Annotated in this window: 11 protein-coding genes; 7 read left to right on the forward strand and 4 right to left on the reverse strand. The window is 57.6% G+C overall.

Annotated elements, in window-relative coordinates:
• The first annotated feature begins 54 nt into the window (after positions 1-54).
• The 5 genes from mrcB (at position 55) to fhuB (ending at position 8725) form a co-directional block, all read left to right on the forward strand.
• Positions 55-2601 (forward strand): bifunctional glycosyl transferase/transpeptidase, encoded by a 2547-nt coding sequence (gene mrcB, locus EM595_RS03920; RefSeq protein WP_067428065.1) that lies wholly within the window; start codon positions 55-57, stop codon positions 2599-2601.
• A 207-nt stretch (positions 2602-2808) separates the two neighbouring features.
• On the forward strand, positions 2809-5013 hold the full coding sequence (gene fhuA / locus EM595_RS03925; RefSeq protein WP_067428067.1) for a ferrichrome porin FhuA: 2205 nt from the start codon (positions 2809-2811) through the stop codon (positions 5011-5013).
• Positions 5014-5061: 48 nt separating this feature from the next.
• Entirely contained in the window at positions 5062-5856 is a 795-nt protein-coding gene (fhuC, locus tag EM595_RS03930; protein ID WP_067428068.1) for a Fe3+-hydroxamate ABC transporter ATP-binding protein FhuC, read from the forward strand.
• A gap of 14 nt (positions 5857-5870) precedes the next feature.
• Positions 5871-6752: a Fe(3+)-hydroxamate ABC transporter substrate-binding protein FhuD gene (fhuD, locus tag EM595_RS03935; RefSeq protein WP_067428070.1), complete on the forward strand. Its 882-nt coding sequence runs from the start codon at positions 5871-5873 to the stop codon at positions 6750-6752.
• Positions 6749-8725 (forward strand): Fe(3+)-hydroxamate ABC transporter permease FhuB, encoded by a 1977-nt coding sequence (fhuB, locus tag EM595_RS03940; protein ID WP_067428072.1) that lies wholly within the window; start codon positions 6749-6751, stop codon positions 8723-8725. Before fhuD ends, fhuB begins: the two co-directional genes overlap by 4 nt.
• Before the next feature lie 31 nt (positions 8726-8756).
• On the opposite strand, the gene hemL is transcribed toward fhuB, so the two are convergent.
• Positions 8757-10037: a glutamate-1-semialdehyde 2,1-aminomutase gene (gene hemL / locus EM595_RS03945; protein ID WP_067428074.1), complete on the reverse strand. Its 1281-nt coding sequence runs from the start codon at positions 10035-10037 to the stop codon at positions 8757-8759.
• Positions 10038-10313: 276 nt separating this feature from the next.
• On the opposite strand from hemL, the gene erpA reads away from it, so the two are divergent.
• Positions 10314-10661 (forward strand): iron-sulfur cluster insertion protein ErpA, encoded by a 348-nt coding sequence (gene erpA, locus EM595_RS03950; RefSeq protein ID WP_067428078.1) that lies wholly within the window; start codon positions 10314-10316, stop codon positions 10659-10661.
• Positions 10662-10696: 35 nt separating this feature from the next.
• Here the strand turns inward: erpA and EM595_RS03955 are convergent, their stop codons facing one another.
• The 3 genes from EM595_RS03955 to mtnN all read right to left on the reverse strand — a co-directional run bounded on the left by EM595_RS03955 (position 10697) and on the right by mtnN (position 12559).
• The gene (locus EM595_RS03955; RefSeq protein ID WP_067428079.1) at positions 10697-10945 is read right to left on the reverse strand and encodes a Csu type fimbrial protein; all 249 of its coding nucleotides are present in this window, start codon (positions 10943-10945) and stop codon (positions 10697-10699) included.
• Positions 10946-11070: 125 nt separating this feature from the next.
• Positions 11071-11868 carry a vitamin B12 ABC transporter substrate-binding protein BtuF gene (btuF, locus tag EM595_RS03960; protein WP_067428081.1) on the reverse strand — a complete coding sequence of 266 codons (798 nt, stop codon included), beginning with the start codon at positions 11866-11868 and terminating at the stop codon, positions 11071-11073.
• A complete protein-coding gene (gene mtnN / locus EM595_RS03965) occupies positions 11861-12559 on the reverse strand; it encodes a 5'-methylthioadenosine/S-adenosylhomocysteine nucleosidase (RefSeq protein WP_067428083.1) in 699 nt (232 codons plus the stop codon). The genes btuF and mtnN overlap by 8 nt, the downstream gene beginning before the upstream one ends.
• Positions 12560-12736: 177 nt before the next feature.
• Here mtnN and dgt point away from each other — a divergent pair, with 177 nt between their 5' ends.
• Positions 12737-14227 (forward strand): dGTPase, encoded by a 1491-nt coding sequence (gene dgt / locus EM595_RS03970; RefSeq protein ID WP_067428085.1) that lies wholly within the window; start codon positions 12737-12739, stop codon positions 14225-14227.
• Positions 14228-14262 lie beyond the last annotated feature (35 nt).

Genomic DNA, 14262 nt, shown 5'->3' on the forward strand with positions numbered 1-14262 from the left:
AAGCGTATAGAGTACTCGGCCTTGCCGACGGCTAACTCTGGAGAAACAAAACTGATGTCTGGAGACGATCGCGAACCGATAGGACGCAAAGGAAAGTCCTCCACACCGCCACGCAAGCCGGCGGTAAAAGGTCGCCGCAGGGAACGGGAAGAAGAGAACGTGCAGGATGATTTCGATAATGATGAAGAAGAGGTTGCGCCGATGCCGCGTAAGGGAAAAGGGCGTCCGCCTGTGAAAAAACGGCGCTGGTTAGGGCTGCTGATAAAGCTGTTCCTGGTATTTGTGGTGGCGATGGCTGCCTATGGGGTTTATCTCGACTCGGAGATCCGCAGCCGTATTGATGGCAAGGTGTGGCAACTGCCTGCCGCCGTTTATGGCCGTATGGTTAGCCTTGAGCCGGGCATGTCCTACAACAAAAAAGAGATGATTGCGCTGCTGGAAGGCACGCAGTATCGCGAAGTTACGCGGATGACGCGGCCTGGTGAATTCACCGTACAGGCCAACAGCATTGAAATGATCCGTCGACCGTTTGATTTTCCCGACAGCAAAGAAGGGCAGATTCGTGCGCGTCTGAGCTTCAGTAACGGCAAGCTCAGCGAGATTAAAAACCTCGACAGCAACCGCGACTTTGGTTTCTTCCGTCTCGATCCGCGGCTGATTACGATGTTGCAGTCGCCCAACGGCGAGCAGCGCCTGTTCGTGCCACGCGCCGGGTTCCCGGATCTACTGGTCGATACGCTGGTGGCAACGGAAGACCGTCACTTCTATCAGCATGATGGCGTGAGTTTATCCTCGATTGGCCGTGCTTTTATTGCCAACATTACCGCCGGTCGTGCGGTGCAGGGCGGCAGTACCTTAACGCAGCAGCTGGCGAAGAACCTGTTCCTGACCAGCGAGCGCTCGCTGTGGCGTAAAGCGCGTGAAGCCTATATGGCGGTGATCATGGATGCGCGCTACAGCAAAGATCGCATCCTTGAGCTTTACCTGAATGAGGTTTATCTCGGTCAGGCGGGTAACGATCAGATCCGCGGCTTCCCGCTGGCCAGCCTCTACTACTTTGGTCGTCCGGTGGATGAGCTGAGTCTCGATCAGCAGGCGCTGTTGGTGGGCATGGTGAAAGGCGCATCGCTCTACAATCCGTGGCGTAATCCGAAGCTGGCGCTGGAACGCCGCAATCTCGTGCTGCGTTTGCTGCAACAGCAGAAGGTGATCGATCAGGAGCTGTATGACATGCTCAGCGCTCGTCCGCTCGGCGTGCAGCCGAAAGGCGGCGTGATCACGCCACAGCCAGCGTTTATGCAGATGGTGCGTAACGAGCTGCAGGCGAAAATGGGCGATAAGGTCAAAGACCTCTCCGGTGTGAAAATCTTCACCACGCTTGATTCCGTCTCCCAGGATGCCGCCGAACAGGCGGTGGAAGAGGGCATTCCAGCGCTGAAAAAACAGCGTGGATTGAAGGATCTGGAAACCGCGATGGTGGTGGTGGATCGCTTTACCGGCGAGGTACGTGCCATGGTGGGCGGAGCGAACCCGCAGTTTGCCGGTTATAACCGTGCGCTGCAGGCGCGTCGTTCCATCGGCTCGCTGGCAAAACCAGCTACTTACCTGACCGCGCTCAGCCAGCCAGACAGCTATCGCCTCAACAGCTGGATTGCCGATGAGCCAATCGCGCTGAAGCAGCCTAACGGCCAGATCTGGAAACCGCAGAACGACGATCGCCGCTTTAGCGGTAAAGTGATGCTGGTGGATGCGCTGACCAACTCCATGAACGTACCAACGGTAAATCTCGGCATGACGCTGGGACTGGCCAGCGTGGTAGATACCTGGACCAAACTGGGCGTGCCGAAAGATCAGCTGAATCCGGTGCCTTCGATGCTGCTCGGTGCCATGAACCTGACGCCGGTTGAAGTGGCGCAGGCGTTTCAGTCGATCGCCAGCGGCGGCAACCGTGCGCCACTGTCGGCACTGCGTTCGGTGATTGCTGAAGATGGCACGGTGCTTTATCAGAGCTTCCCGCAGGCGGAACGCGTTGAACCGGCACAGGCCGCTTATCTGACGCTGTACACCATGCAGAATGTTGCTGCACGCGGCACTGCCCGAGCGCTGGGCGCACGCTATCCGGGCGCGCATCTGGCGGGCAAAACGGGTACCACCAACGATCAGATCGACAGCTGGTTTGCCGGTGTGGATGGTAAAGAGGTGGCGATCACCTGGATTGGCCGCGATAACAATCAAACCACCAAACTTTATGGTGCCAGCGGCGCGATGCAGATCTATCGTCGCTATCTCGATAATCAGGCGCCGATGCCGCTGGTGTTAACACCACCGGAAGATATCGCGCAGATGAACATCGATTCTGCGGGGAACTTCGTGTGTGGAACCGGCAGCAGCAGCTGGCGCACCATTCCGGTCTGGACTATCGATGCTAATGCGCTGTGTCAGCAGCAGATGCAGCAGATGCAGCAGCAACAGCAGCTGTTCCAGCAGCAGCAGGCTCAACAGCAGCAACAGCAGCAGCCAGCGGGACAACCGCAGCAAAACGCGCCGCAGGATGAGAGCAACGGCGTCGCGGGCTGGATCAAAGATATGTTTGGCAAATAATCTCCGGCAGTAACCTGAAATCCCGGCCACCATGCCGGGATTTTTTTTGCCTGCTTTTTACCCGGTCGACGGCTATTTTCTGCTCGCAGGCCGCGCCGGGCGGGGAATTTTGTTGCAGACTTTCCGCCAATTCGCATATTATCCGACCGTTATAATAATAATTCTCGTTTCGTTTCGCTTTCATCCTTCTTATTGCTGAGAAAAACTATGAGTCCGCACGCATCCTTTCCTTCTTACAAAAGGCCGCTTTCTCTGCTGATCGCGCTTTCTCTGGGTAGCCTGAGCGCCTCGGCGCTGGCGGCTGACGCTGATACGCTGGTGGTTTCCGCCGACGGCGGCAGCGCGGCAGCGGCAGAGAGCGCGTGGGGCCCGGCACCGACTATCGCGGCGAAGCGCAGCGCGACCGGCACCAAAACCGACACGCCGCTGGAAAAAACGCCGCAGTCGATCTCAGTCGTGACGCAGGAAGAGATGGAGATGCATGGAGTATCCAGCGTCAAAGGCGCGTTTAACTACACGCCAGGCGTGATGACCGGCAATCGCGGCAGTTCGAACGTCATTGATGCGCTGTCGATCCGCGGCTTCAGCGAAACCAACACCAATCAGTATCTCGATGGGCTGAAACTGCAGGGTGACAACTACTCTGAGTTTGCCATCGATCCTTACTTCCTTGAGCGCGCTGAACTGCTGCGCGGCCCGGCCTCGGTGCTGTATGGCAAAAGCAACCCTGGCGGCGTGGTGTCGCTGGTCAGCAAACGTCCCACCACTGAGACGCTACGCGAAGTGCAGTTCCAGATGGGCGACGACAACCTGTTTTCAACCGGCTTCGATTTTGGCGGTGCGCTGGATGATGCCGGTGTTTACAGCTACCGTCTGACCGGCCTGGCGACCAGCCAGGATGCTCAGCAGGATATGAACAAAGAGAAGCGCTACACCATTGCGCCATCGTTCACCTGGCAGCCCGATCAAAACACCCGCTTTACGCTGCTGACCTATTTCCAGAACGAGCCGGAAACCGGCTATTACGGCTGGCTGCCGCGTGAAGGCACCGTGGTGCCGATCACCGATGCCAGTGGCCGTCAGCACAAGCTGGCAACCGATTTTGACGAAGGCGAGAACAGCAACAAGATTTCGCGTAACACCAAAATGGTCGGCTACAGCTTCGAACATCGCTTTAATGATACCTGGAGCGTCCGCCAGAATCTGCGCTATGCCGATCTGCGTACCGACTATCGCAGCATTTATGGCAGCAGCTTTAACAGCGCAACCCAAGAGATCAATCGCAGCGTGGCACGCTCAGAAGAGACGCTGAATCAGTTTGCGCTGGATAACCAGGCTGAGGCGAAATTTGCTACGGGTCAGCTGGATCACACGCTGCTGTTGGGCGTGGATTATCAGCGCACGCGCAACGAAATCCGTGCAGGATTTGGTTCCGCCAGCCCGCTTAACGCCATTGATCCGCAGTATGGCGATGACAGCTATGCCATCTCTTTCCCGTATGACTATCTGAACAAGCAGGAACAAACTGGCCTGTATGCGCAGGATCAGATGGAATGGAATCGCTGGGTGCTGACATTGGGCGGCCGTTATGATTACGCCATGACTTCTGCTCTGAACCGTAATGGCGATAGCGAAGTGAAAGGGCACGATCAGGCTTTCACCTGGCGCGGCGGCCTCAACTATGTGTTTGATAACGGCGTAGCGCCTTACTTCAGCTACAGCGAATCCTTCCTGCCAACTTCCGGCACCACCAAAAGCGGGCAGCCATTCGATCCTTCACGCGCCAAACAGTACGAAGCGGGCGTGAAGTTCGTGCCAAAAGATCGGCCAATCAGCGCGACGGCAGCGGTTTATCAGCTGACCAAAACCAAAAACCTGACTGCCGATCCTGCAAGCACGTTATTCAGCGTGCAGAGCGGTGAAATCCGGTCACGTGGCGTTGAGCTGGAAGCAAAAGCAGCGGTTAATGCCAATATCAACCTGACCGCTGCCTATACCTATACCGACGCCGAATTCACGCATGATACTAAGCTGAAAGGCACCACGCCGGTAGAGGTGCCAAAACATATGGCATCGCTGTGGGCTGATTACACCTTCAATGAAACCGCATTGAGCGGACTGACACTGGGGGCCGGTGTGCGCTATGTTGGCAACAGCAAAAGCCTCTATTCGGAAACAGAAGACAACACCCGCGACGGAAAATCGAACCGCAATTTCAACGTTGCGGATTACACCACGGTGGATGCCGCCATCAAATACGATCTGGCGCGCTTTGGTCTGCCGGGTTCTTCGGTAGGCATCAACGTGAATAACCTGTTGGATCGGGATTATGTGGCTGGCTGCTACCGTGAATACGCCTGTTACTGGGGCGCGGAGCGGCAGATCGTCGGCACGGCAACCTTCCGTTTTTGATCGTCAACCGGGCGCGTTGCAGGCGCGCCCGCTAACCTGAAGAATTCCATGTCACATCAGTACGCCAGTGAAACCACCTTCCGGCTGGACAACGTGAGCTTCACGGTGCCTGGCCGCACGCTTTTACAGCCGCTATCGATGGCCTTTTCGCCGGGCAAAGTCACCGCGTTGATTGGGCACAACGGCTCAGGAAAATCGACCCTGCTGAAGATGCTGGGTCGCCATCATGCGCCGTCTGCCGGGCAGGTGATGCTCAACGAGCAGCCGGTCAGCCAGTGGTCAGGCAAAGCCTTTGCCCGTCAGGTTGCCTATCTGCCGCAGCAGCTGCCAGCGGCAGAAGGCATGACGGTGCGCGAGCTGGTGGCGATTGGTCGCTATCCCTGGCACGGGGCGCTTGGCCGTTACGGAATGGAAGATCGTCAGCGGGTGGATGAGGCGATTGCGCTGGTTGGTCTGAAACCCTTTGCCAGCCGCCTGGTCGACAGCCTCTCCGGCGGCGAACGTCAGCGCGCCTGGCTGGCGATGATGGTGGCGCAAAACAGCCGTTGTTTGCTGCTTGATGAACCGACCTCGGCGCTGGATATCGCGCATCAGGTTGAAGTGCTGGCGCTGATTCAGCGTCTCAGCCAGCAACGCGGACTAACGGTAATTGCCGTGCTGCACGACATCAATATGGCCGCGCGCTACTGCGATCGTATGGTTGCGCTGCATGGCGGCAGTATGATTGCCGAAGGCGAGCCGGAAAGCATTATGCAGGCCGACGTGCTGGCGAAAATCTACGGTATTCCCATGGGCATTCTGCCGCATCCGCACGGCGGCGCGCCGGTAAGTTTTGTCTGGTGAGCGCAGGAGCCTTTATGCCCGATCTGTTTCGTCGTCGGCTGCTGCAGGCCGCCGTGCTCGCACCGTTAATGACGTCGAATGCGCTGTTTGCGCAGGCGCCCTCTGCCGGGCGTATCGTTGCGCTGGAATGGCTGCCGGTGGAATTACTGCTGGCGCTGGGCATTACGCCGCTGGCCGCTGCGGATACCACCAGCTATCGCCAGTGGGTACAAACGCCAGCGTTGCCAGCGGATATTATTGACGTTGGGCTGCGTACCGAACCCAATATGGAACTGCTGACCCAGCTACAACCCTCACTGATTCTCTATTCTCAGGGCTATGGTCCTTCACCAGAACGGCTGGCGCGCATTGCGCCGGGCATGGGCTTCAGCTTTAACGACGGCAGCGGAAAACCCTTAACCAATGCGCGCCATTCGTTAACGCAGCTGGCCGACAGGCTGGCGATGCCGGAACGCGCCACGCACCATTTGCAGGCCTTTGATTCGTTTATCGCCTCGATGCGTCAGCGATTTGCGGCGCGACCACAGCCGCGACCGGTGCTGCTGATGTCGATGCTGGACAGCCGTCACGCCATCGCTTTTGGTAAAAACAGCCTGTTTCTGGAGACCATGGAGCTGCTCGGTTTGCAGAATGCCTGGCAGGGCGAAACCAATTTCTGGGGCAGTGCAGTGATCGGCCTGGAGCGGCTGGCCGATATCGGTGACGCTGAAGTGATCTGTTTTGATCATGGCAATGAGCCGATGATGCAGCAGATCACCTCGGGCGCACTCTGGCGATCGCTGCCATTTGTGCGTCAGGGACATTTTCAGCGCGTGCCGCCGGTCTGGTATTACGGTGCCACGCTGTCGGCGATGCAGCTCTGCCATGTGTTAGATCGCGCGCTGGAGCCCGCATGAAAAAATCGTTAGCACTTGCTCTGCTTTGCGCACTTTTCCTGGCGGCGCTGGCCCTGACGCTGATTAACCTGCAGGCGCGCCTGCCGATGGCGCAGTGGGGCCAGGCGCTGTGGCAACCCGATAGCGATCGCATTCATCAGGTGGTATTTCATTACAGCCTGCTGCCGCGGCTGGCGCTGGCGCTGTTAATCGGTGCCGGACTCGGGCTGGCGGGCCTGCTGTTTCAGCAGATTTTGCGCAACCCGCTGGCGGAACCGACCACGCTGGGCATCTCTACCGGCGCGCAGCTCGGCGTCACGGTGACCACGCTGTGGAGCCTGCCCGGCGGATTGTTGACCCAGCAGTTTGCGGCCATGGGCGGCGCGCTGCTGGTCGGACTGCTGGTGTTTGGCGTGGCCTGGGGTAAACGGCTGTCGCCGATCACCCTGATTCTGGCAGGCCTGGTGCTCAGCCTCTATTGCGGCGCTATCAATCAGATCCTCGCCATCTTTAAACACGATCAGCTCCAGAACATGTTTCTGTGGAGCACCGGATCGTTGAATCAACAGGACTGGAGCAATGTGGCATTTCTGTGGCCGCGGCTGCTGCTCGCTTTCCTGCTGGCGCTGGCGTTGTTGCGCCCATTAACGCTGATGGGGCTGGATGATGGCGTGGCGAAAAACCTGGGCCTGACGCTGGCGCTGACGCGTTTTGGTGGCCTGTTACTGGCTATTTTGCTCAGTGCTCAGTTGGTCAATGCTGCGGGAATTATTGGTTTTATCGGGCTGTTTGCGCCGCTGCTTGCCAGGCTACTGGGCGCCCGACGTCTGCTCAGTCGCATGCTGCTGGCGCCGCTGATCGGTGCGCTGCTGCTCTGGCTGGCCGATCAGTGCGTGCTGTGGCTGGCGTCCCACTGGCGTGAAGTTTCAACCGGCACGGTGACGGCGATCATCGGCGCGCCTTTGCTGCTCTGGCTGTTGCCTTATCTGCGCAGCGGTTCGCAGGCACCCGATATGCATCAGGGCGACAACGTGCCGCGTGAGCGCCATGCGGTGCTGCACTGGACGCTGGGGCTGCTCGCCGTCATGGCGCTGTTGGCGCTGGCCGCGCTGTCGCTGGGCCGTGATGCACACGGCTGGATGTGGGCCAGCGGCGAACTCTGGGATCAGCTACAGCAATGGCGTGCGCCGCGTCTGCTGGCGGCGCTGTCGGTGGGCATGATGTTGGCGGTGGCGGGCTGCATTATTCAGCGCCTGACCGGCAACGCCATGGCCAGCCCGGAAGTGTTAGGCATCAGTTCAGGCTCTGCGTTTGGCGTGGTGATCATGATGTTTCTGGTACCCGGCAACGCTTTTGGCTGGCTGCTGCCCGCTGGCATTATCGGTGCGGCGGTGACCTTAGCGATTATTCTTTTGGTTGCCAGTCGCGGTGAGTTTTCGCCTCAGCGCATGCTGCTCGCGGGCATGGCGCTGAACAGCGCCTTTATGACCGTTCTGACGCTGCTGATGGCCAGCGGCGATCCGCGCATGGCGAAGCTGCTGACCTGGATTTCGGGTTCAACCTACAACATTACCGCACGTGAAGCGCTGAATGGTGCGCTGGTCGGTGTGGCGCTGATAGTGCTCGCACCGCTGGCCACGCGCTGGCTGACGCTGCTGCCACTGGGTACGGCAACCGCGCGTTCCGCTGGTTTGTCGTTGTCGCTGTCGCGCATTGCCTTGCTGTTGTTGGCTGCGGCGCTGACCGCTACCGCCACCCTGACCATTGGACCGCTGAGTTTTATCGGGCTGATGGCACCGCATATCGCACGCATGCTGGGATTCCGTCGCGCCTTACCGCAGCTGATTATGGCGGCGTTACTGGGCGGATCGCTGATGATTATTGCCGACTGGTGTGGCCGAATGCTGGCGTTTCCGAATCAGATTCCGGCAGGGCTAATGGCGACCTTCTTTGGCGCGCCCTATTTTATCTGGTTGATGCGTCGGGCAAGATAAGCAGGGGCGGCAGGGCGCCGCCCCGATTTATTTACAGCTGAGCAAAGCAGCGACGTGCTGCATCGATGGTGCGCTGAATATCTTCATCGCTGTGCGCCACGGACATGAAACCCGCCTCATAGGCGGAAGGCGCGAGATACACCCCTTCTTGCAGCATGAGGTGGAAGAAACGCTTAAAGCGCTCAACATCACAACGGGTCACGTCGGCATAACAGGTGACGCTTTCGGCATCGGTGAAGAACAGGCCGAACATGCCGCCCACGTGATTAACCACCAGCGGAATGTTCTCCTCCTGCGCCACTCGCAGCAGGCCCGCTGCCAGCTTGTCAGTCTGTTCGGTCAGACGCTGATGCACGCCCGGCTGTGAAACCGCGGTCAGACAGGCAAAACCGGCCGCCATCGCTACCGGATTACCGGATAGCGTACCTGCCTGATAAACCGGACCGGTCGGCGCCAGCGCCATCATCACGTCACGACGTCCGCCAAAAGCCCCCACCGGCATACCGCCGCCGATGATTTTGCCGAGGCAGGTCAGGTCGGGCTGCACATCGTAGTATTCCTGCGCGCCGCCCAGCGCCACGCGGAAACCGGTCATCACTTCATCGATAATCAACAAGGCACCGAACTCGTCGCACAGGCTGCGCAGGCCCGGCAGAAAATCGTCCTGCGGAGGAATGCAGTTCATGTTACCGGCCACCGGTTCTACGATGATGGCCGCGATCTCCTGTGGATACTGCTCGAAAGCCGCGCGCACGGAATCGAGATCGTTATAGCTGCAGGTCAGCGTGTGTTTGGCGAAGTCGGCCGGCACGCCCGGCGAGTTCGGCTGACCCAGCGTCAGCGCACCGGAACCGGCTTTCACCAGCAGATGATCGGCATGACCGTGATAGCAGCCTTCAAACTTGATGATTTTATCGCGATGGGTGAAGCCGCGCGCCAGACGAATCGCGCTCATGGTCGCTTCGGTGCCGGAGTTAACCATGCGCACCATGTCCATGCTCGGCACCAGCTCGCACACTAGCTGCGCCATTTTCACTTCCATCTCGGTTGGTGCGCCAAAGCTCAGGCCGCGTTCGGCGGCATCGATCACCGCGTTACGGATGGCGGGATGATTGTGGCCCAGCACCATCGGTCCCCATGAGCCAACATAATCGATGTAGGCTTTGCCATCGGCATCATACAAATAGGCGCCGTTAGCGCGTTCAATAAACAGCGGCACGCCGCCAACGCCAGTAAACGCACGCACCGGCGAGTTAACACCGCCCGGAATTAATCGCTGTGCATCGGCGAACAGGGTTTCAGACTTACTCATGGCGTGACTCCAGTCAGGGATTAATGCGCATATTCTAGGGAACAGGGCGCGAGGATGAAAGGCGCGACGTGGATTTGGCACTAATGGTGACATATTTCCCCAGGCGATTGGCGCAGAGTGACGTATCATGCGGGTTACCTGAGGCGGAAACGCTATACTTCAGAGGCAGGGCAGGCGGCACAGAGTGTCAAGCGCCCCCCTTGATTGCCACATCGGCCTGTAAGATAATAGAAACATTGAGGTCATTTTCTGACCTAGACGTTTTCGGAGTGTAAAATGAGCGACGAAGTAGCAGCATTGCCCCTGCAGTTTACCGATGCGGCAGCCAGCAAGGTAAAAAATCTGATCTCTGACGAAGAGAACCCGGATCTGAAACTGCGGGTTTATATTACTGGCGGCGGCTGTAGCGGATTCCAGTATGGCTTTACCTTCGATGATAAAGTTAACGATGGCGATATGATGATTGAAAAATCGGGCGTGTCGCTGGTTGTGGATCCGATGAGCCTGCAATATCTGGTAGGCGGCTCGGTGGATTACACCGAAGGCCTGGAAGGGTCGCGTTTTATCGTGACGAACCCGAATGCCAAAACCACCTGCGGTTGCGGTTCTTCCTTCAGCATCTGACTGAAGTCAGGCCGCACGTCCTGTGCGGCCTGTTATTACCACTCAATTGTAATGAGTTTTCCTGCTGTTTTTCGCTGTGCGTCGACGGGCAACCTGCTCTGTGTAACGCGTGGCTGAGCGGAAGGTTGCATACCACATGCGATCTGCGGCGTGCGTTGTCCGCTACGGCCATCGATCTGACACTGTGAAACAATTGTCAGTTTTACCCCAATGGTGCCGGTGGTGCTGGCCGCATAGAGTTGTCCCGCCATCAACAAGCCTGTGGCCAGTAGAATGGCTTTCATTTTTACGTCCCGGTGCAAAGCGCAGAATGCGCAAAAGAGAAGCGCTAAGCCTGCTTAGGCTTAACGTGCCTCCCTATCTATAACGACATAATTTGCACAATCTTTAAGCGCGCGATGCGAATGGCCTAACGCTGCGGCTGTAGCGCCGCACACAGCTGCTGCGCCGCCAACAAAATACGTGGGCCCGGACGGCTGAGCCAGTCATCATTGATGGCGATAACCGGTACGGTTAACTGCGGATACCAGAATGCTTTAACCGTCGCAGCGCGGGCGTTATCACCGCCAACGACGATGGCCGCAGGCTGGCGCAGTAAAACCTGCTCACGGCTGACCTGTGGCCAGGCGACCGGGCTATCAGCGAAAATATTATTGCCGCCGCACAATCGCAGTACGGCATTTTGTAGCGTATTCGCCGAGGCGGTAAACAGCGGTTGCTGCCCAAACTGCAGGAATACCGGTTTTGGCGTGCGGGTGGCGTAACGTTGTCGCAGCGCAGCAAAGCCCGCGGCCAGTTCACGCGCATGTTGCTGCGCCAGCGCAGGCTGCGGGCTCCATGCCTGTAACGCGTCCAGCGACGAGACAATGCCCTCGATCGAGTCGGTATCCAGCCATTGCACCTTAATGCCAAAGCGCGTCAGCTGATCAACCTGGCGCCGCGGATTGCCATTGCGCCACGCCAGTACCACGTCCGGCTTGATGAGCAGGATGCGCTCAACGTTAATGCCTTGCCAGTTGGCGACCTGTTCAATGTCGCGGGCGGCAGGCGGGTAATCTGACCACGCGCTAACCGCTACCGGCGTAATGCCAGCGGCGAACGCGAGTTCGGTCAGATGGGGAGAAAGCGTGATTACGCGCGGAGCAGCCAGCAGTGACGTGCTGGCCAGTAGCAGCGCCAGCCAGAGCCAGCGCAGGCGTTTAGCCATGGGCAAGGTTGCCGAGCAGCGTTTCCACCATCAACGATGATTGCTGTGCCGCGACCACAAGAAACTCATCAAAGCTGAGGTGTGATTCCCGATCCGCGACGTCAGAGATAGCACGCACCACCACGAACGGCACGCCAAACTGATGACAGACGTGAGCAATGGCGGTGGCTTCCATCTCCACGGCAATCGCCTGCGGGAAGGTGGTACGAATGCGTGCCAGCGGCTCAGCGCCGTTGATAAAAGCATCGCCGCTGACCACTAAACCGCGCACCGCATTCAGCTTGAGCTGACCAATACAGGCTTCAGCGGCGGTCACCAGATCGGCATCGGCGACAAAGGCGGCCGGGCAACCGGCCATCTGGCCTGGCTGATAGCCGAATGCCGTCACATCAACATCGTGGTAGCGCACTTCTTCAGAGACCACGATATCGCCCACTTCCAGCGTTGGCGCCAGGCCGCCGGCAGAACCGGTGTTGATGATCACATCTGGCTTGCAGAGCTGCAGCAGCAACGTGGTACCTAGCGCCGCGGCGGTTTTACCAATGCCAGATTTCAGCAGCGCCACTTCAACGCCGTTCAGCGTGCCGGTGTAAATTTCACAGCCGCCCAGCGACAGCGTTTCTCGATTTTCAATTTTATCGCGCAGCAGCGTTACTTCCTGCTCCATTGCCCCAATAATGCCTGCTTTCATAGTGATACCCGCTAATGTTATAGAGTCAGTGGCGTCATTGTACGCATCCGCAGTGGGCGATTGCCACCGCGACGGTTTTGCGCCAGTCACGCGTTACGAGCTGGTGTAAGCCCTTAAAACCAGGGCATAGTTTATCATGGCGATGGATGATTATTTCAGGAACAGCAAGGGGACGGTATGGCGCAGCTTGATTTCAGGACGAAAATTAGCCTTAAACGGCCTTACAACACGCGGGAAGAGCCGCAGGGCGAATATGCTATCAGCCGTCATTTCGAAAGCGATCGCGGACGCATCATCAATTCCGCTGCTATTCGACGCCTGCAACAAAAAACCCAGGTTTTTCCGCTGGAGCGCAATGCCGCCGTCCGTTCCCGACTGACCCACTCGCTTGAAGTCCAGCAAACTGGGCGCTATATCGCCAAAGAGATTTTGCAAACGTTGCGCCATCAGCGCGGCCTGGCGTGGTACGGATTGGAAGAACTTTCCGGCGCCTTTGAAAGCCTGATTGAGATGGCGTGTCTGCTGCATGACGTGGGCAATCCGCCATTTGGGCATTTTGGCGAAGCCGCAATTGGCGACTGGTTTGAAGAGCATCTGCCGATGGAGCTGGTGGATCCGCTGGTGGCGGGCGTGTCAACTGACGCGCAACAGGCTGATTTTAACCAGCTCAATGCGGAGATTCGGCAGGATCTTTGCCATTTTGAGGGCAATGCGCAGGCCATTCGTATCGTGCACACCTTGCTGCAGCTTAATCTCACCTATGCGCAGGTCGCCTGCATCCTGAAATATACGGCGCCCGCCTGGTGGCAGGGCGAAAAGCCTGCGGCCTTTACCACGCTGATGAAGAAGCCGGGGTTTTATCTTTCGGAACGCGAATTCATTGCCGATTTGCGTGCTGCGACAGGGCTGGAGGAGCATCATCGCTATCCGCTGACCTATATCATGGAAGCGGCAGACGATATCTCATACTGTATAGCCGATCTTGATGATGCGGTGGAAAAGGCGATATTCAATGTCGATCGACTCTATGAATATCTGGAACAGACCTGGGGCACGGTAAAACCCGGCGATGCTTTCAGCCGCACTGTGGGTTATGCATGGAAAGACGCGGCAACGAAAAAAATGCGCAGCAAAAGCGATCAGTTCTTTATGTCGTTGCGCGTTAACGTGCAGAACGTGCTGGTGGCCTATGCGGTGAAGCGCTTTATTGAAAATATCGAGGCGATTTACGCCGGTAATTTCAATCATGCGCTGCTGGAGGATGAAGGCGAAGAGGGCCGGTTACTGGCGATGTTCAAAACCGTGGCCCGCCGTCACGTATTTAACCATTCTGAAGTGGAACAGCTGGAATTGCAGGGATACCGGGTGATCAAAGGCCTGCTGGATATCTATCAACCGCTGATGGCGCTGAGTTATGAAGATTTCACCACGCTAATGAAGGATGATTATCTGCCCAGGCATCCAATTGAAACACGGCTGTTTCATAAACTGTCAGGCAAACAGCGGCGTGCTTATCAATATAAAATGCGCAGCTTGCAGATTGAGCACAAATACCAGCGGTTATTGTGGGAGCGCTATTATCGCTCGCGTTTATTACAGGATTACATCAGCGGCATGACCGATCTCTATGCCTGGGATGAATATCGTCGTTTAATGGCGGTAGAGTAAAGCGCGCCGATCCAGTCATTTGTAAAGACGGCGCA

This window comes from Duffyella gerundensis (assembly GCF_001517405.1).
Classification (GTDB): Bacteria; Pseudomonadota; Gammaproteobacteria; order Enterobacterales; family Enterobacteriaceae; genus Duffyella; species Duffyella gerundensis.